This window comes from Moritella yayanosii (assembly GCF_900465055.1).
Lineage (GTDB): Bacteria > Pseudomonadota > Gammaproteobacteria > Enterobacterales > Moritellaceae > Moritella > Moritella yayanosii.
This window is the reverse complement of the sequence record NZ_LS483250.1, coordinates 2,638,814-2,657,523: the sequence shown is the minus strand read 5'-3', so window position 1 is coordinate 2,657,523 and position 18,710 is coordinate 2,638,814. Positions and strand designations below refer to the sequence as shown.

General features: G+C 42.7%; 18 protein-coding genes and 1 tRNA gene. 10 read left to right on the top strand and 9 right to left on the bottom strand.

The genetic code is table 11. From position 1 onward, the window contains the following. Nucleotides 1-48: 48 nt before the first annotated feature. Nucleotides 49-225: a hypothetical protein gene (locus MORIYA_RS12335; RefSeq protein WP_197713383.1), complete on the bottom strand. Its 177-nt coding sequence runs from the start codon at nucleotides 223-225 to the stop codon at nucleotides 49-51. A 402-nt stretch (nucleotides 226-627) separates the two neighbouring features. Between MORIYA_RS12335 and MORIYA_RS12330 the strand changes: the two genes are divergently transcribed. After that, entirely contained in the window at nucleotides 628-1,206 is a 579-nt protein-coding gene (locus tag MORIYA_RS12330; protein WP_112715591.1) for an RICIN domain-containing protein, read from the top strand. A gap of 215 nt (nucleotides 1,207-1,421) precedes the next feature. Further along, nucleotides 1,422-1,550: a hypothetical protein gene (locus tag MORIYA_RS21620; protein WP_269461245.1), complete on the top strand. Its 129-nt coding sequence runs from the start codon at nucleotides 1,422-1,424 to the stop codon at nucleotides 1,548-1,550. A gap of 166 nt (nucleotides 1,551-1,716) precedes the next feature. Here MORIYA_RS21620 and MORIYA_RS20850 read toward each other — a convergent pair whose 3' ends face one another. Further along, entirely contained in the window at nucleotides 1,717-1,866 is a 150-nt protein-coding gene (locus MORIYA_RS20850) for a hypothetical protein (protein ID WP_162629273.1), read from the bottom strand. A 446-nt stretch (nucleotides 1,867-2,312) separates the two neighbouring features. Between MORIYA_RS20850 and MORIYA_RS12325 the strand changes: the two genes are divergently transcribed. Then, nucleotides 2,313-3,158, top strand: a complete 846-nt coding sequence (locus MORIYA_RS12325) for an enoyl-CoA hydratase/isomerase family protein (protein ID WP_112715589.1) — start codon at nucleotides 2,313-2,315, stop codon at nucleotides 3,156-3,158. A 495-nt stretch (nucleotides 3,159-3,653) separates the two neighbouring features. On the opposite strand, the gene MORIYA_RS12320 is transcribed toward MORIYA_RS12325, so the two are convergent. The 4 genes from MORIYA_RS12320 to rpsU all read right to left on the bottom strand — a co-directional run bounded on the left by MORIYA_RS12320 (nucleotide 3,654) and on the right by rpsU (nucleotide 8,161). Further along, nucleotides 3,654-3,730: transfer RNA gene (locus MORIYA_RS12320), tRNA-Ile, on the bottom strand. A 113-nt stretch (nucleotides 3,731-3,843) separates the two neighbouring features. Continuing rightward, nucleotides 3,844-5,673: an RNA polymerase sigma factor RpoD gene (gene rpoD, locus MORIYA_RS12315; RefSeq protein WP_112715587.1), complete on the bottom strand. Its 1,830-nt coding sequence runs from the start codon at nucleotides 5,671-5,673 to the stop codon at nucleotides 3,844-3,846. 250 nt (nucleotides 5,674-5,923) lie between these two features. Then, nucleotides 5,924-7,660 (bottom strand): DNA primase, encoded by a 1,737-nt coding sequence (gene dnaG / locus MORIYA_RS12310; RefSeq protein WP_112715585.1) that lies wholly within the window; start codon nucleotides 7,658-7,660, stop codon nucleotides 5,924-5,926. A 285-nt stretch (nucleotides 7,661-7,945) separates the two neighbouring features. Continuing rightward, nucleotides 7,946-8,161, bottom strand: a complete 216-nt coding sequence (gene rpsU / locus MORIYA_RS12305; protein ID WP_112715583.1) for a 30S ribosomal protein S21 — start codon at nucleotides 8,159-8,161, stop codon at nucleotides 7,946-7,948. A 194-nt stretch (nucleotides 8,162-8,355) separates the two neighbouring features. Here rpsU and tsaD point away from each other — a divergent pair, with 194 nt between their 5' ends. The 5 genes from tsaD to MORIYA_RS12280 all read left to right on the top strand — a co-directional run bounded on the left by tsaD (nucleotide 8,356) and on the right by MORIYA_RS12280 (nucleotide 13,336). Continuing rightward, the gene (gene tsaD / locus MORIYA_RS12300) at nucleotides 8,356-9,399 is read left to right on the top strand and encodes a tRNA (adenosine(37)-N6)-threonylcarbamoyltransferase complex transferase subunit TsaD (protein ID WP_112715581.1); all 1,044 of its coding nucleotides are present in this window, start codon (nucleotides 8,356-8,358) and stop codon (nucleotides 9,397-9,399) included. A gap of 182 nt (nucleotides 9,400-9,581) precedes the next feature. Further along, nucleotides 9,582-10,073, top strand: coding sequence for an LPP20 family lipoprotein (locus MORIYA_RS12295; RefSeq protein WP_112715579.1), 492 nt, complete (start codon nucleotides 9,582-9,584; stop codon nucleotides 10,071-10,073). A gap of 34 nt (nucleotides 10,074-10,107) precedes the next feature. Further along, the gene (locus MORIYA_RS12290; protein ID WP_112715577.1) at nucleotides 10,108-10,710 is read left to right on the top strand and encodes a penicillin-binding protein activator LpoB; all 603 of its coding nucleotides are present in this window, start codon (nucleotides 10,108-10,110) and stop codon (nucleotides 10,708-10,710) included. 9 nt (nucleotides 10,711-10,719) lie between these two features. Then, complete coding sequence (locus MORIYA_RS12285; protein WP_112715575.1) at nucleotides 10,720-12,261, top strand: hypothetical protein; 1,542 nt, start codon at nucleotides 10,720-10,722, stop codon at nucleotides 12,259-12,261. A 76-nt stretch (nucleotides 12,262-12,337) separates the two neighbouring features. Further along, entirely contained in the window at nucleotides 12,338-13,336 is a 999-nt protein-coding gene (locus tag MORIYA_RS12280; protein WP_112715573.1) for an LPP20 family lipoprotein, read from the top strand. 144 nt (nucleotides 13,337-13,480) lie between these two features. Here the strand turns inward: MORIYA_RS12280 and fis are convergent, their stop codons facing one another. From fis to prmA, 3 genes are all read right to left on the bottom strand, one after another. Next, entirely contained in the window at nucleotides 13,481-13,780 is a 300-nt protein-coding gene (fis, locus tag MORIYA_RS12275) for a DNA-binding transcriptional regulator Fis (protein WP_112715571.1), read from the bottom strand. 15 nt (nucleotides 13,781-13,795) lie between these two features. Further along, the gene (dusB, locus tag MORIYA_RS12270; RefSeq protein ID WP_162629272.1) at nucleotides 13,796-14,761 is read right to left on the bottom strand and encodes a tRNA dihydrouridine synthase DusB; all 966 of its coding nucleotides are present in this window, start codon (nucleotides 14,759-14,761) and stop codon (nucleotides 13,796-13,798) included. Between the two features lie 325 nt (nucleotides 14,762-15,086). Beyond that, nucleotides 15,087-15,968, bottom strand: a complete 882-nt coding sequence (gene prmA, locus MORIYA_RS12265; protein ID WP_112715567.1) for a 50S ribosomal protein L11 methyltransferase — start codon at nucleotides 15,966-15,968, stop codon at nucleotides 15,087-15,089. A gap of 398 nt (nucleotides 15,969-16,366) precedes the next feature. Here prmA and MORIYA_RS12260 point away from each other — a divergent pair, with 398 nt between their 5' ends. Both MORIYA_RS12260 and MORIYA_RS12255 read left to right on the top strand, forming a co-directional pair. Next, nucleotides 16,367-17,707, top strand: coding sequence for a TolC family protein (locus MORIYA_RS12260; protein WP_112715565.1), 1,341 nt, complete (start codon nucleotides 16,367-16,369; stop codon nucleotides 17,705-17,707). Then, entirely contained in the window at nucleotides 17,708-18,706 is a 999-nt protein-coding gene (locus MORIYA_RS12255) for an HlyD family secretion protein (RefSeq protein ID WP_112715563.1), read from the top strand. The last annotated feature ends 4 nt before the right edge of the window (nucleotides 18,707-18,710 follow it).

Sequence of the window (18,710 nt, the reverse complement as noted above, 5' to 3'; positions counted from 1 at the left end):
CTTCTTTCCTTGAATATTATTTGGATAGATTACGTCACGCTGGCCGCTTTAAGCATTAATATCAATGCCTGTTCGTTTCGCTATTTCAGTTTCAAAACCATCAATACTTTGTTGATTTTTTTTAATCCAATATTTTTCAATACCGGCCTTGCCTTGACGTGTGGACCATTTGGCTAAATCATCACGATCATCATTGTAATTGAAGTTGCTTGCCAATGAACTCAATATGTTGCTCTGTTAACGCTGAAAACTGCTTTCCCATGAGACTCTCCATTGTGGTTAATATTTATAATTAATAATATTTATTGTGTATGCTTATGATTTAGCTTTATATAGTTGTAACATGCTAAACCGTAACAAATATCAATCGTAAATAGATTAATGACGATATAATCATAAATGTCGTATTAGCAGCGAGTTCAGCCATATAGTCTGAACATGAAAATAAAACAGCTGAAATACCAATGCGACCTCTGGCTACAAAGACACGGGTAAGCAATGACAAAATAGGGTGAGTGCATTGTCATTACCTTACCAATTGTTCACCGACAGCATTTATCTATAACATGGAAATAAAGCAAAAATTAATACCAACAATCTAAATCTGGATATATGAATAGGGATATTATGAAAAAATCAGTAATAACAGCTTTAATTGCTGTGCTTATGACAAGTAGCGCTTATGCACAATACGATACCGCGAAAGAAACAGCCTCTGGCACCGTTGGTAATATAAAGTTAAAGTCTAATTTAGACCGTCCTAGCGATGGTTTTTGCATTGATGTAATTGGCTTTAGTCCGTACGAAAGACTGGATTTACCGCTTATCGCTCATAATTGCAAGTCTGGATTATACAAAGATCAGGCTATGTCGGTTTTAAATAACGGACAAATATATTTACCTGCATATGATAAATGCGTTACAGCGATCGCACCTCATACACGTGCTTTGCCTGGTTCGTCTCTAATGGCAAGAGACTGCGGAGAGCATTCCAATTTTTTGCAAGCCGCGCCATTACAACTATTTAACTGGCTTAACGGCCGTATTACACTAAGAAATTCTGATCTATGCATTACCGCGGGTGAACGCTCTGATCAAACGTCATCATCGCTCCACCGATGGCGTGCGCTGACGTTACAAATATGTAATAACACCCCTTCAGAACGTATAGAGTGGCAATTTGTAGCTGGTATTATAGACAAGTAGCAATCTGTTTATCTTAATAAGAACAGCGGCAGAACCGCAATTAAAAATTTAGTTGCGGTGTACATCGTTTTTATGTTGAGAGTATGCTATCCCATTTAGGTGTTGGTGAGATTTTAAGAACTCTGAGAATCTAACTCATTAGATAGGTTTGCTAACTGCTCACTTTATTTCATATAATTAAAAGGATAAAAAATCCTGTCTAATAAAAAACACCTATGACACCAAAAGCCGCCGCTAGAATTCAAGGTCAAACAGCTAAACAGAATGGCGGAAAAGTATCGAGCGATTCATTTTCAGCTCGCGCTCAACGCGCTGCTGCCAATAATCAAAAACAAGGTAAATAAGAGCACCGTTTGAGCTCTTAATTTTAATGAGAGCGTGGTAGTTAGCATTTATAATGCAGCTATCACGCAGCGCCCATAGTCAGTGACTTCTAACGCACTTATTTACCGTGTATCCACCTAAAGCACCGAATACTAGAGCTATGCTTACCTTTGTGCTGTATATAATTTACCCCTTAACTAATTCAACCAGAAACCCTACCGGATCTTTAACCACGCCAGCAATAGGATTAATAATGCCCTTACCTGAGTTAATCAAGATGAAAGCAAACGAATGGCGTAAATCATGAATACGTAATCCATCTAAACCACCTGCCACCTTCTTAATACGGGCGAATGATTTCTTGGGGTGACTAATGGTTTTACCCTCTGCATCACCAGAAATATATAGGCATTACCCTTGATACGTTGGTGCTTCTGTTCATCCAATACAGACCAGGTTGATTTAGCTTCTTGTTCATCGTGAAATGGGGATTGTAAGTGTTGGAAGATCGTTCCAGTTTGTGATTTTAAGCATGATTAACTCCAAGATTAATATTATCAAAGAGTGAATATATGTTTGAAATGGTTTTCGTTACGATTTTCAACTGTAATTATGGGGTGGGTTTTTCGATAAACAACAATATGCTAAACGTAAGTGAGACCTACGCAAGCTTTTGATTAATATGTTAATTAATCCTTCATAATTACATCGCATAATCTAGTTTGAGGATAACGGATATGGTAGTCTTATTAGAACGATACTGTTTTAATAGGAGGTAAATCTTGAATGACTTAAATCTAACAAGTATGGCTGCTAGCCACTTATTAACTAATCTCAAAGACGGTGTGCTCATCATTACTATGAATCGCCCCGAAAAGTTAAACGGTTGGACTCTGGATATGATGGAAGCATTAAGTGAAGTGTTTTCAAAAGCGAATACTAACGATACGGTGAAAGCTGTTGTATTTACTGGAACTGGCAAATATTATTCCGCGGGAGTAAATTTGGGTGGTTCACTCAAATTAATGCCGCCTAAAAAGCTCCGTAAATTAATCGTTGAAAACAATCACACGCTATTCGATATGTTCTTAAACTGTACCCGCCCTCTATTAATAGCGGTAAATGGCCCGGCATTAGGAGCCAGCGTTACATCCGCCACATTAGCTAATAGTATAATAGCATCAGAAAACGCGACCTTCTCAACACCTTTTTCAGCCTTAGCCATCACACCAGAAGGATGCTCTAGCTTTCATTTTCCTCGCTTAATGGGTGAAAATAATGCTCAGCGTATGTTAGGAAGTGAAGGCTGGAAGCCGAATGCTAAAGAAGCGTTAGGTGTTGGGTTAATTCAAAGAGTGGTGCCACATGCCCAATTAATGGCAGAAGCAGAGCGTATTGCTCAAGATTGGGTTGTCAACGGGGAGCAACGTAAGTTTCTAGCTGGTAGCCAATTAGAAGATCTAAAAGCAGCGAATGTTAGAGAATCAGAACAACTCGCAGATTCATTTTTAGGTGCAGACTTTTTAAAAGAACAATCGTGGTTTTTATGGAGCAAAAAGAAATATGCACCTTCTGCCATGTTTTTTTCGCTGTGGGTTTTAAGGCCACTTTGGTCACGCTTAATTTAAGTAGTCCAGAAATGGATTTGTGTAATTATGGTTAAGTAATTCAGAAACACGATATGATGTGGAAAGTGCATTCATGGTACCTCAACAACCACCGAAGAAACCTAAATCCTAAGTCGCTGGGTCTGTCACATTAGTCAGGCCCTAAATTATCTCACCATACCTTACACTCACTGATCTCTAGAACTAATCATTTCACCCAATTCGTTGATGGTGTCGACGGTATGTAGTGCTGATAATTAGATGTGATTATCGCCGACGCCGTCACTAGATTGCCCCCTAAAACCCTGTAACGGCAGAACGAACGATGTGAGCATGAATTCCGTCTGTTAATTAATAGCGGGTTCTGGCTGGTTGAGTTAAGTCGTGATCAGATTAAGGTAGTGGAAACTTGATTAGGATTTTTAATTGAGTAGGTTACTGACCGGAAATAGACAGACATAACTTTCTTACAGGCATAAAAAAACACCCGATATTGCTATCGAGTGTTCTAAAATTTGGTGGGCCCTCCGTGACTTGAACACGGGACCTGCCGATTATGAGTCGGATGCTCTAACCAACTGAGCTAAGGGCCCTAATCTTTCAAACGTTCTTACGACGCTTTAAGATGCAGAAAGTATATAAGCATAGTTTCTGCGTGTCTAGGCCATATTCAATAACTTAGACAAGTAACCCGCTAACTGCTCAATTATTCATCTAAGAAGCTACGTAGCTGTTCGCTGCGGCTAGGATGACGTAATTTACGTAATGCCTTTGCTTCAATTTGACGGATACGCTCACGCGTTACATCGAACTGTTTACCCACTTCTTCAAGTGTGTGGTCAGTATTCATATCGATACCAAAACGCATACGCAGCACTTTCGCTTCACGGGCGGTTAGGCCAGCTAGTACGTCGTCTGTCGCGCCTTTAAGGCTATCTTTGGTAGCAGCGTCAACGGGTAAAGAAAGCGTGGTATCTTCAATGAAATCGCCTAAGTGAGAATCTTCATCATCACCGATTGGCGTTTCCATTGAGATTGGCTCTTTAGCAATCTTCAATACTTTACGAATACGATCTTCTGGCATCATCATGCGCTCAGCCAATTCTTCTGGCGTTGCTTCACGGCCCATCTCTTGCAGCATTTGACGCGAAATACGATTCAGTTTATTGATTGTTTCAATCATATGCACTGGAATACGGATTGTACGTGCTTGGTCAGCAATAGAACGGGTGATGGCCTGACGGATCCACCATGTAGCGTAAGTCGAAAATTTGTAACCACGACGGTATTCAAACTTATCGACGGCTTTCATCAGACCGATGTTACCTTCCTGGATTAAATCAAGGAACTGTAGACCACGGTTGGTGTATTTTTTGGCAATCGAAATGACCAGACGTAAATTCGCTTCAACCATTTCTTTTTTCGCACGGCGGGCTTTCGCTTCACCAATACTCATACGACGGTTGATGTTTTTGATCTGTGAGATAGTCAGACCAGTGGTATTTTCGACTAACTTTAATTTGTTGATACAACGGCGTACGTCAAAGTCGATACTTTGTAATGCTTGCGCATAAGGTACAGCTGATTGTTGCGCTTTTTCGAACCAAGTAAAGTCAGTTTCGTTGCCAGCAAATGCTTCGACGAAAGCGGCTTTTGGCATTTTGCATTGTTCAACACACATCTTGATTACAAGACGTTCTTGCACACGTACGTGATCCATCATGTCACGCATGCTCTTAACGATGCGATCAAACTGTTTTGGGACCAGACGGAAAGTACGGAATACTTCACTTAACATTTCAACGTGCAGGCGTGTTTTCGGGTGTTCTAAGCCGTGGTCTTTAATGCCTTTGAGTAATGCCGCGTGATGTTTGCGTAATTCGGCAAATTTTTCAGCGGCTTCTTCAGGATCAGGGCCTTTGTTGCCTTCTTCCTCTTCTTCGTCATCATCAGTATTATCAGATTCATTTTGTTTCTTGGTAACTTCTGAACCGACATGTGTTGCTGTTGGTGCTACATCGTCTGCATTTGGATCGATGAAACCCGTGATGATGTCACTTAAGCGTGATTCTTCAGCAAGGAACTTGTCATATTCAGCTAATAACGAGTTAATTGCTTCTGGGTATTCTGCAACGGCAGTTTGTACCGCATAGATACCTTCTTCAATACGTTTGGCAATTACGATCTCGCCTTCACGAGTCAATAGCTCAACGGTACCCATCTCACGCATGTACATGCGTACTGGGTCGGTAGTTCGGCCGATTTCAGATTCGACAGAAGCAAGCGCGGCGGCGGCAGCTTCCGCGGCATCATCATCAGGTGCTGATGTATTTTCTGCCATCAACAGGTCATCTGCATCAGGTGCTGTTTCTAGCACTTGAATACCCATGTCATTGATCATTTGAATAATATCTTCAACCTGATCTGAATCCACGATATCTTGTGGTAAATGATCATTTACTTCTGCATAAGTTAGGTAACCTTGTTCTTTACCTTTAGCGACAAGAAGTTTTAATTGTGATTGAGGGGATTCCATAGAATACTTCCACTCCGGTGACGTGGTTCAAAGATACAGACGCAAAAGCACTGCGCAAACAAAGCAGTATAGTGTTAAACGGTGCTTTTTTCTACTTATTGGTATAATTTTTATGGTTAAAATGCGCGTTAATACAACGGTGATCACGTTATATTAGGCGAAAGCTTTCAACTCAGTGTTCTGAGACGATTTAGTTCGGCTCTTTTTGTTAGTACTGTAAATGGGGTTTAATGGATCACATTTCAAGCCATTATGATGATTTTAATTCATCTAAAATATTTTTATACTCCAAAAGCTCAGGTTTAGTTAAACCACCTTGGGCTGATTTTAATTGTAGTTCACCGAAACGTTGTTCGATGACTTGGGTTGAAAGAACAAATAAAGTATCGAAAAACTCAGCTTCAACGGCGTCATCTGCGCCATGATCCCAAACAGCCAGCTTTATCAGTGCTTTCTGCTCTGGTGTATCGCGCCAATATTCTAATAATTGTGCGGTACTTATTTGATCGCTACTATTTGTTTGTGCTAACAATTTTAATAAGATATTAATGCCGGGCAATTTTAATTGCGGCAAATCATCGAATATAGGTAAGTTAAAACCTATGTGCGGATTTTGCAATAATAATCCAATAGCACGACGTATTGGTGTTATTTGGATCGCTTTTTTGGTTGGTTTCGCCGTTGCAATGCTGGTAAACAGTTTATTTAACTTAGCTTCATCCCAGCCTAAAAAACGTGCCAGCTTCTTTAATACGATACCACGATAAAAACCGTCCGGCATTTTTTCAATCAGTGGTTTGACTTGGCTGGCCAATTTACTGCGTCCAGCGTCGGTCAGGGTGTCGATATTTTGGCTTAAGCGACTAAATAAAAAGTCCGGTAAGGTCTGGGCCTCTTTAAACAGTTGCTCAAGTGCATCTTTACCTTGGTGGCGGACTAATGAATCTGGGTCTTCACCGTCAGGTAAAAATACAAAGTTGAGTTCTTTACCATCACGTAACTGCGGCAGGGCGTTTTCGAGTGCGCGCCAGGCGGCATCACGACCGGCTTTATCACCGTCGTAACAGCAGATCACTTGACTGGTATTGCGGAACAAGGTTTGCATCTGATCGCCAGATGTTGAAGTACCCAATGACGCCACAGCATAATCAATGCCAAACTGCGCTAAGGCCACCACGTCCATATACCCTTCGACCACCACAATTTGTGGGATCTCTTTATACGCTTGGCGTACTTCGTATAAACCATAAAGCTCTTTGCCTTTATGGAAGATCGGCGTTTCGGGAGAGTTCAGGTATTTGGGTTTTTCATCACCCAATACCCGACCACCATAACCAATTACGCGGCCACGTTTATCGCGGATCGGGAACATCACGCGTTCACGAAAACGATCGTAACGACGTGATTTACTTTCATTCTCAATTAATACGCCAGTGGTGAGCAATTGATCTTCGGTGTGTTTATCACGGCCAAAACGTTTTAATACGTTATCCCAACCGGGGGCAGCATAACCAATGGCGTATTTTTTAATGACTTCGGCAGACAATCCGCGCTGCTTTAAATAGTCATTCACGACGCGTTTATTTGGGTGTTCTTTTAGCTGGTACTGATAGAAGCGGGTGACACTTTCTAATAGCTGGTAATAATCTTTACGCTCGGGTGCAGTTGGCCCCTGTGTACCGCCTTCTTCTCTGGGTACTTCCATGCCGTAAAAACTGGCCAGATCTTCAATGGCTTCGACAAACTCAAGGTTGTCGTATTCCATTAAGAAACCGATGGCGTTACCGTGCGCACCACAGCCAAAGCAGTGGTAGAATTGTTTATCTTGACTGACCGTAAAAGAAGGGCTTTTCTCATTATGGAACGGGCAACAAGCCTGGTAGTTTTTCCCTGCTTTTTTCAGCTTGACGCGTTTTTCGACGATATCCACGATATCAGCTCGACCTATCAAGCCATCGATAAAGTCGCGAGGTATTCTACCGGCCATATGTACCTAACTAATGAGTGTGAAGATGATTGGGAATAGCAATTACAGTAACAATTATAATTACAGTAACAATTACAGTAAATAGATGACTTATTTTGAGCAAATCAGTTATGTACTGGCATCGTTATCAAACTAGGGTAATAAATTTTATGAGTCTTGAAAAGCAAACAAGCCGTGACTCTAGGAGTTCACGGCTTGTTAATAGGCGTTATCTTAAGCAGGTTAAGTCAAAGACTTGCTCTGTGGGATAAGCCTAAATGCATACAGTAGTTATACTAATAGAGATTAGTATAAACGTACGCGACGTGCATTTTCACGAGACAGTTTCTTAGCTAGACGCTTAGTTGCTGCTGCTTTAGCACGTTTACGAACTGTAGTAGGTTTTTCGTAATGCTCACGACGACGTACTTCAGACAAGATACCTGCTTTTTCGCAAGAGCGTTTGAAACGACGTAGTGCAACGTCAAACGGTTCGTTTTCACGTACTTTAATTACTGGCATGTTTGCTTCCAACTTATTAAGTTTGATGGTTCCAAGTTATCTGGAACCTAAAATATTTTTATAGAAATTCTACAAAAATGGTGCCGAATTGTACTCTAGAACACGATTAAATGTAAAGCGTAATAATTTGGCGCTGGAGAAATAAGTATAGCGCAGGTACTATTGGGCTGTCATACATAAGGTGAATGAATAAAATGCGCGTAATAGGAATAGAAACATCATGTGATGAGACCGGCATTGCAATTTATTGTGATGAACAAGGGCTAATGGCTCATCAACTTTATAGCCAAGTAAAACTGCATGCCGATTATGGCGGTGTGGTACCGGAATTAGCGTCACGTGACCATGTGCGTAAAATTATTCCACTGATTAAAGCGGCACTGGTAGAAGCGGGCTGTACGAAAGATGATATCGACGGCATTGCCTATACCACCGGACCAGGATTGGTTGGTGCACTCATGGTGGGTGCGACGGTTGGCCGTAGTCTCGCTTATGCGTGGGATATTCCGGCATTAGGTATTAACCATATGGAAGGTCATATGTTAGCGCCAATGCTGGAAGAACATACCCCTGATTTCCCTTTTTTAGCGATGCTAGTGTCGGGTGGTCATACGCAAATTGTCCGGGTTGGCGGTATTGGTCAGTATGAATTGCTGGGCGAGTCGGTCGATGATGCAGCGGGTGAAGCATTTGATAAGACCGCTAAATTACTGGGTTTAGATTATCCAGGTGGACCTCGCTTATCGGCATTGGCTGAGAAAGGGGTCGCAGGACGGTATCGGTTCCCGCGTCCAATGACTGACCGCCCCGGTTTAGATTTTAGTTTCTCAGGGCTAAAAACATTCGCGGCGAATACCATTGCCAAAGAAAAGAAACTAGCAGAAGAAGCGGGTGCCGATGGCGTTGATGAGCAAACGCGTGCAGATATTGCATTTGCATTCCAAGATGCTGTCGTTGATACCATTTCAATTAAGCTAAGACGGGCAATTAAAGCAACCGGCATTAAACGTCTGGTGGTTGCTGGTGGTGTCAGTGCCAATAAATACTTACGCATTAAATTAGCCGAGATGATGGATAAGCAAAACGGCGAAGTGTTCTATCCGCGTATTGAGTTCTGTACTGACAATGGCGCGATGATCGCGTATGCCGGTTTACAACGCCTACGTCATGGTGGTGATGACAGCTTAGAAATCATTGTACGTCCGCGTTGGCCATTAGATCAAATGGATGCGATATAAGTCATAACTCTTTGATGTTTTAGTTGTCATAGCGACTTAAATGGGTAAATGTGAACACCATAAACCAGATTATCGGTAGCGAGTCTGGTTTTTTTATAACGGCGAATGGATGGCGCGAGTTGATTTGGTTTTATACTATTTTAAATTATAATATCTAAACACTTTTTAGGGATCAGTTAATCATGAAAATAGCAGCGTTAAAAATGACCGTGGCCGCCGGATTAATGGCTTTATTATCAGCGTGTTCCAGTCAAACTAACATTGAAAGTGACCTCGGTATTAGTGGCGCACCAAATTGGGTTAATATCGGTACGCAAACGGTTGATGATGATTCTGGGCGTTTATTACACGGTGTTGGCATGTCAAATGGCATTGCTGACCAATCCTTACAAAAATCTGTTGCCGATAATCGTGCACGTGCCGAAATTGCGCGTATCCTCGCAATATCAGTTGATGCAATGCAGGCGGATTATACCGCAGCGGCAAATGGTGAGATCAGCGCCAATGTGGAACGTGAAATTAAAGCGAAAACGAAATTAGCACTCAATGGCGTAAAAATCATTGGTCGTTGGAAAAATCCAGAGAATGGCGATATTTATGCCTTTGCTGAATTAGACCTGTCTGATCTGGACGCGGCAATCAAGCGTGCTACCGCATTAATGCCGCAGCAGTAAGCGTATTTAGTTAAATTTAGAAAGGAAATTTTCAATGAATAAGTTGTTTAAATTAGTATTGGGTTCGATCTTAGTGTCGACGTTATTAACCGGTTGTAGTACCTCTGTGGAGCGTATTGACGCGGGCCAAACGGTCGATTTAAGTGGTGCGTGGAACGACACTGATTCACAAATGGTGGCGCAGGAAATGATCAGTGATGTGCTAGCACGTCCTTGGTATAACAATTTTACCGCCAAAACCGGTAAAGTACCGGCCGTTATTATCGGTACTGTACGTAACTTAAGTCATGAGCACATTAATACCAAAACCTTCGTTAACGAAATGGAACGCGAACTGATTAATAGCGGTCGTGTCGAGTTTGTGGCATCAAGAGATGAACGTAACGAGATCCGTGAAGAACGTATTGATCAAGACTTAAATTCAACGGAATCAACGCGTAATGCCGCTGGTCAAGAGCAAGGCGCGGACTTTATTTTGAAAGGTCAGATCAATACCATTATTGATACAGCGGGGAGCGAGCAAGTGCGTTATTACCAAGTTGATTTAAGCCTCATCAGCCTAGCGGATAACCGCAAGGTTTGGGTTGGCCAGAAGAAACTGAAGAAACTCGTGTCTAACGGTAAACTACGTTTTTAATAGGTTGTGATGAAAGCTGTATTAACATTGTTACGTTCGCGTCGTTATCTCGCTGTTATTGGGTTTAGTTTATTGCAAGGTTGTTCATTGCAGCAGCATCAGCTCAATGATTTGGCTCAAACATTAGATAATGGTAATGCCAGTCAAGTATTGACCGAAGTCGCGCAACGAGACTACCCAGAGCGCGATCTGGCACAATACAAACTGACACTCGGGCTATTACGTGCTGTGAATGGTGATTTTGCTGGTGGCATTAATGAATTGCAGGCGGCGAAAACGGAAATTAACCAACTGCAAGCGTTAAGTATTAGTGAAAATATTGGTGCGATAACGATCAATGAAACGTTACGCAGTTATACCAGCACGGCCAGTGAGCGGATGTTATTACAGCAATTATTGATCTTATCTTACTTGATGGAAGATGATCTTGATGGGGCGCGGGTTGAAGTATTGCAAATGCAAGAATTAGCCAAAAGCTTACCGGATAGCGGACTGTCAGGGTTAGTTGCAAGTAGTTATTATCTGGGAGGCTTGGTGTATGAATTCGGCGATGAAACAGATAATGCCATGATCAGTTATCGCCAAGCTTACCAAGTAATGCAAACCACTAAAGTGTCGATACCCCGGGTATTGCAAGACAGCTTATTGCTCGCGTCGAGACAGTTAGGGCTAAAATCTGAACACGATAAATACGTGAAAGAATTTGGTCATGACGTAACGGCGTTAGATCGCAATAAAAGCCAATTGGTTTTAGTCTATTGGGGCGGGGTGGTGTCAGCGAAGCAACAGCGTTACCTCAGTATTTATGAACCAAGTTTGGGTTATAACATTTCCTTAGCCTTACCCTATTATGCGAAAGACTATGTTAAACCAACGCCTTGGCGTTTTACCGTGTTAGGTAAAACCGCTGAAACTGAAATTTTTGACGATGTGAATGTATTGGCGCGTGCCGATCTCGATGCCGAATCAGCGGCGATTTATGCCGCTGCACTTGCACGCGTTATTATCAAGCAAACCGCATTGCACGAAGTGCAAAAAAAGGATGAGGGCGGATTAGCGACCTTGTTACTGAATATTACTACTATGATCAGCGAAATGGCGGACGTGCGCAGTTGGAATATGTTACCGGCTAGTATTCAAGTGCAACGTTTCACACTTGACGCGGGTACTTATTATTTACTGCAGCCGAGTCTGACCCGAGGTTTATCGGTGACGGATATCGCGCCTATAACGCCGGTATTAGCCGCACCAGAGTCAGTCTCACCAGCATTAGTGAATGCCACAGTAAGCATCACTGATGAGATCGCGGATAATGCGACGGAGTCTGATAACGGCTTGAGTTTACCGCTATCAAATGTCGCATTGGCGAATGAACAATTAGCCGCCGAGGCCGATACGCTGGGCACAGCGTCAGTCGCGATGACCAATATCGGTAATGTGCCCACGCCGGTCGCTGTGGATACTAAACCCTTGTTATTAAAACCCGGGAAAACCGTTTTACTGTTTTATTCCAGTGCGGCGGAAAAAGCCTACAGCCCCTTATCACCTTAGTTTTTCATGAGCGGCTGGCCCAATGATTTAATCTGGGCGAGTGCTTAAGTCACGGTTTTTTACAGGACACGACAACATGATCAAAAAATTATTTTCCACTAGTTTAATCTCTGTCGCTGTAATCTTGCTGAGCGCATGTAGCAGTACCGCTGAGCGGCCAACTTGGTTAGATGGCGCGGATGTACACTATCCTGAAAACGTTTATTTAACTGCGTCTGGTCAAGCGAAAGCCAGCAGTGTTGCCGATAATCGCGCATTGGCTAATTTAGCTAAAATTTTTGAAGTCTCGATTGCAGATGAGAGCATTGATTTTAGCGAAGCCAGTATCAGCCAAAGTAATGCCAGTGGCAGTACCATTCGTCAGGTTGAGAACAAACAAACGTTATCACGCTTTGTAAATACCCAAGCGCAGCAAGTACTGCAAGGCACCCGTATTGTCGAACGTTGGCAGGATCCGGTTTCTGGCCAGCAGTCGAGTCTGGCGGTGATGAAGAAAGCGCCAGCCGCGGCATTATTCATGCAATCAATACGCGCGGCAGATGAACAAACCAGCGCTGCAGTGAAGTATGCCGAGCAACAAGCGCCAAACCCACTGATTGCCCTTAGTGCATTAGAAAGTGCCCGTGAGCGTCAAATTACACGCTTAAATGATAATAATAACCTGCGTGTGGTGACGGGTAATGATATCAATGTGGAATATTCGGTAGAAACCTTAACCCAGATGATCAAAAGTCGCTTAGCGGCATTATCATTTGCCACGTCGGCAAGCGATGAACAAGCGTTATTAGCGTTGCAAAGCGGAGCCGCAGGAGTGGGTGTACAGCTTAAAAATGATAGCCAATACAAATTAGTATTAACCTTGGATAAAGGTGCTGTAGAGCAACGTCAGGCGTGGTATTGGTTACGTGGTAACGTTGTGTTAACTGTGATGGATGGTCACAGTAGTATTGCCAATAAACGCTGGCCATTTAAGATCTCGGCGCAAAGCGAGCAATTATTAGAGCAGCGACTTGCGGTTAAGCTGAGCGCGGCACTGCCGGACTATGTCTACCAAGTATTAACCCCAGAAATGTAATACAGTGCTTAGTGCTGAATCGTTTTTGCGGTAGATATCCAAGTTACTTCAAGATGCTGCATCTTGAAGTAACTTGGGTATAAAAAAGCCAGTCCTGAAAATTCGGGACTGGCTTTTTATTACATTAGGTTAAGGCAATTACGCTTAGTTCATGCCGTAACGCTTTAGTTTCTTCCGAAGAGTACCACGGTTGATGCCCATCATCACAGCTGCACGGGTTTGGTTACCGCGGGTATACTGCATAATGATATCTAGCATTGGCGCTTCAACTTCTGCTAATACCAAGTCATAAAGATTTTCTACATCTTGGCCATTTAATTGTGCAAGATAATTTCGTAGTGCTTGTTGGACAGAATCACGTAATGGTTTCTGTACAATTTGCTCAGTTTGTTGCACGGTTGCAGAAGTTGTTAAGGCACTAGGAGCCAGATTTTGTTCAAACATATATTGCTCTTCTCGTTAGCTTAAATCATCAAAATATTTCATTAATGCAAAGAGTTGTTCCGCAGAACTGTCCAATGCATTAAAGCTTTTACGAAACTCAACACCATTAGTCTGGTGTTGTATGTACCAACCGACGTGTTTGCGCGCAAATCGAACACCTTTAAACTCACCGTAAAACTGGTGTAGGTTTTCGACATGTTGCAAAATGACTCGGCGAACTTCATCAGCAGTTGGCACGGGTAATTTTTCACCTGTTTTAAGATAGTGATTTATTTCCCGAAAAATCCAAGGATTGCCTTGAGCTGGGCGTCCGATCATCAGACCGTCTACACCTGTGTACTCAAGTACCTGTTTAGCTTTTTCTGGGCTATCGATATCACCATTTGCGATCACAGGAATGCTAATGCTAGCTTTAATCGCTTTTATAGTGTCGTATTCTGCAGTGCCCTTGTACAGGCAAGCGCGAGTACGACCATGAACCGCGAGGGCTTGAATACCAGCTTGCTCGGCGATTTCAGCTATCTGTATACCGTTGCGATTGTCAAGATCCCAACCGGTACGTATCTTTAGTGTTACTGGTACATCGACAGCGCTTATCACCGCATCTAAGATCAGCTTCACTTGAGCCGGATGTTGCATCAATGCAGAACCCGCCATCTTTTTATTTACTTTTTTCGCCGGACAACCCATGTTGATATCAATGATCTGCGCACCATTTTTTACATTGTGTTGCGCGGCTGCTGCCATCAACGCTGGATCTGCGCCTGCTATCTGCACAGAACGGATCCCGGTTTCGCCAGCATGGTCCATGCGCTGTTGCGATTTTTCTGAAGACCAAACTCGAGGGTTACTCGATAACATCTCTGACACGGCCATACCCACACCCAAATCACGACAAAGTTGACGGAAAGGACGGTCGGTAACCCCAGCCATAGGAGCCAAGAATAATTGGTTATCCAGAAGATAAGGACCTATTTTCATCTGTGGTGGCTCATTTGCTCTAAGGCGGCGTATGTTACGCAGTTTTCACCCGAGTTAAAAGGTTAATAATTAGACTATTGAATATTTTTTTAGTTGAAATCATTAAATAGTAAAAAAAACACCTCTAAATCAAATTATAACAACAGATCATCCAGCTAAATTGCTTATTATTCAATTTTCACTCAGGTTGAATTAAAATTTAAGATAGCTTGCATTTTAGCCTGATTAATTACTGATCGCACGTTTTTTACGTAATTACTGGTTATTTTTTCTACACAAGCCTGATTTTACATTTGTTTATGTAGATTATCCAATATGGCAAAGATTATTTAATTTGGCCGTTTAAGCGTGCCCACTCGTCACTCAGTGTTGGTTCATCCATGATGCAGTGTTGACGATAGATGTCGTTCAATTCTGCTGCCTGGTGATCCAAAATACCGGATAATGCCAGTTTACCACCTGGTTTTAAGAAGCTGACGATAAGACCTGATAACTCACGTAGCGGAGCAGCAAGAATATTGGCAACCACGATATCGGCTTTGATACCGTCGGGTTGATCAGCGGGTAAATAAAGTTCGATCTGGTCAGCAACACCATTACGCTCGGCGTTATCACGACTGGCTAAGATAGCTTGTGGGTCGATATCCACACCGATCACCCGCTTTGCACCTAATTTAAGTGCTGCGATGGCGAGGATGCCAGAACCACAACCAAAATCGACTACTGTTTTGCCGGTTAGGTCTTGGCCATCTAACCATTCTAGGCATAACGCGGTCGTCGGGTGGGTTCCCGTACCAAATGCTAAACCGGGATCAAGCATCACGTTAATCGCATTTTCATCCGGTACTGGACGCCAGCTTGGGCAGATCCATAAACGTTTGCCAAATTGCATTGGGTGGAAGTTTTCCATCCATTCGCGTTCCCAGTCTTTATCTTCGAGTATTTCTAATTTGTAGCGAAAGTCTGAACCTAGTACCTTGGTTTTGGCTAAGAAAGCTAAGATCGGCTGCATGTCTTTATCTGCATCAAACAGACCGGTTACATCAGTATCACCCCATAGCAGCGTTTGACCAGGCAGTGGTTCAAAGATAGGCGAATCTTGTGAGTCCATGAATGTGACCGCACTTGCTCCTGCGCCAGATAGCATGTTACCTATCTTCTCAGCTGTTTCTTCGTTAGCATTAATTTTTAATTGGATCCAAGGCATCGATGTTCTCTCTGTTATTTCGTGGGCATAATTGTACGCAGCTAAGCCATAAGACACCATCGCTATATGGTAATTAAATGCAAATATCCGTGTTTAATTGTGCAGAGCAGGGCCGCGGCCCCGCATTATTCGGGGGGTTATTGCTTAAGCTGACTAAAATTAGGCCTATGCTGGCGTAGTACTCGACAAATTTATGCGTTAGTATGCTTTTTTGGTTAACATGGTTGTCTTTTGTACGTTATTTATAGAGTATATGCTCTATTTTTGACGGTTATAGTATCCACGTTGACAGTAATTAAAAATATGCCCTTCGGTGTTTGATTATTTGATAGTAATAGTTTAGTGACTGAATTGATGTTAATCGGTTATGCCACCACAGCGTGATTTTAGGAACAAATATGAAAACAGTCTTTTATGGCATTATTACCGCCATTACATTGAGTTGTAATGTGCAAGCTGCGGCTATCGGTTTTTCTGAAGCTTGGTATCAAGTGGCACAGAAAAATGATGCGCTACAGGCAAAGAAAGAACAAGTAAAATATGCACAAGCATTGCAGAATGCGGCGAAGTCGCTGTATTTACCCAATGTCGATATTACTGGGTCGTATACCCATTTTGATAAGCCTATAGAGATAGATACGTCTGCAATTAGTGCAGCATTACCTTTTCCAAACGGAATCCCGCTAACTAATCAAAACTTTGTCCATTCGTCATTAAATGTGCTACTACCGGTTTATACTGGCGGTCGTATTACTGCGGCGCAAGACATTCGCCAAGCACAAGTGGATGAAGCTCAAAGCAATTATAATTTAGCCATCAGGGCTACCTTTACCCGGCTGGTACAGTACTATTTTGGCGTGGTGCTATCTGAGCAAGTTTATCAAGTTCGCCTTGACGTTGTGGATGCATTAGCGGTGCATCTTAATCATGCCGTGAAGTTCGAGCAACAAGGCCAGATAGCTAAAGTCGAACGTTTAATGGCGCAAGTGTCGTTAGATAAAGCCCAAATTGAAGCGCAAAAAGCCCTACGCGATGATGAAATTGCCAAACTCGCGTTAACCAAGATGCTCAAACAGCAAGAATTTGTATTACCGACCACGCCCTTGTTTGTGAATAACAGTGCGATCTCTGTGACCCCTTATTTAACTAAAACTCTAACCGATCATCCCGGTATTGCGATCTTAAATGCTAAGCGTGAACAAGCCAAAGGTATGGTGAAAATGGCCGCAGCGAAGCATTTACCAGAAGTGATGGTGTACGGTAACTATAATTTATATGCCGATGATTCGGCCTCGGGGGAACTGTTACCAGAATGGATGGTTGGCGTCGGGTTCCGTATCCCTATTATGGATCGCTCGGGTACGTCGCAAGAAGTAGTTGCCGCCAAAAGCTCAGTACGTCAGGTGAATTTATTGCAAATGCAAATGCAGCAAGATTTATCTATTCTGGTCGAAAAAACCTATGCGGAAATGACTCAAGCATTAGAAGAATATAACTCTTTGGCATCGAGCCAGGCGTTATCAGAAGAAACTGTGGTACTGCGCCAAAAAGCATTTAGCCAAGGTTTATCAACATCACTGGAAGTGGCTGATGCATTATTATATGTAACCAGTATTCGTGTTCAGCGTCTGTCTGCGAGCTATAACTATGTTAAATCACTAGCAAAATTATTATCTGTGAGTGGCGATATCGAGCGCTTTATGGACTATCTACACATCAATGGTATCGAGGTTAAGTAAATGAGTAACGTTAAAAAAGGCATCATTGCAGTAGTCGTGCTAGTTGTTATCAGCTGGCTGGCAGTTGAATTCCATCGTGCTTATGAGCCGAAGAGTATATTGTTACAAGGTCAGATTGAAGCCGAGCAATACAATATATCGTCTAAGATCCCAGGACGTATTGCCTCGGTAGACGTGAAAAAAGGCGAACAGGTGAGTAAAGGTCAATTAATTTTTTCACTGGCTAGCCCTGAATTAGAAGCTAAATTAGCGCAAGCCAAGGCGGGTAGTGCAGTAGCTAGTGCGATGCGTAAACAAGCCGAAATCGGGGCGCGTAAACAGCAAATTATCGTGGCAAACGATCAGTGGAAAAAAGCCCAAGCCGCGGCATTGTTGATGGAAAAAACCTATCAGCGCGTTGATAATCTTTATCGGGATGGGGTATTGCCAGAGCAGAGACGCGATGAAGTGTATACCAAGTGGCAAGCCGCTAAATATACGCAGAATTCGGCATACCAAGTTTATCAAATGGCGAAAGAAGGGGCGCGTAAAGAAACTAAACAAGCCGCTATCGAGAAAGAACGTATGGCGGAAGGTGTGGTGGCTGAAATGGAATCTTACACCAAAGATACCAAGCAATATGCACTGCGTGATGGTGAAGTGGTACAGATCTTATTAAAAGAAGGTGAACTTGCACCGACTGGTTTTCCGGTGGTAAGTATCGTTGATATTAATGAGAGCTGGGCAGTATTTAATATTCGCGAAGACTTATTACCGCGTTTGAAAAAGGGCACGTTATTAACGGCGCGCATTCCGGCGTTAGGTGACGCGACATATCAATATCAAGTGTTCCATATTGCGGTGATGGGTGACTATGCGACTTGGCGTTCGACAGACAATGCTAAAGGTTTTGATTTACGTACCTTTGAGGTTGAAGCAAGACCAGTTAAGCCAATTGCCGATCTACGTGTGGGTATGAGTGTGTTGGTTGAGCTGGCGCCGTCAGCGACTGCGCAGTAAGTTG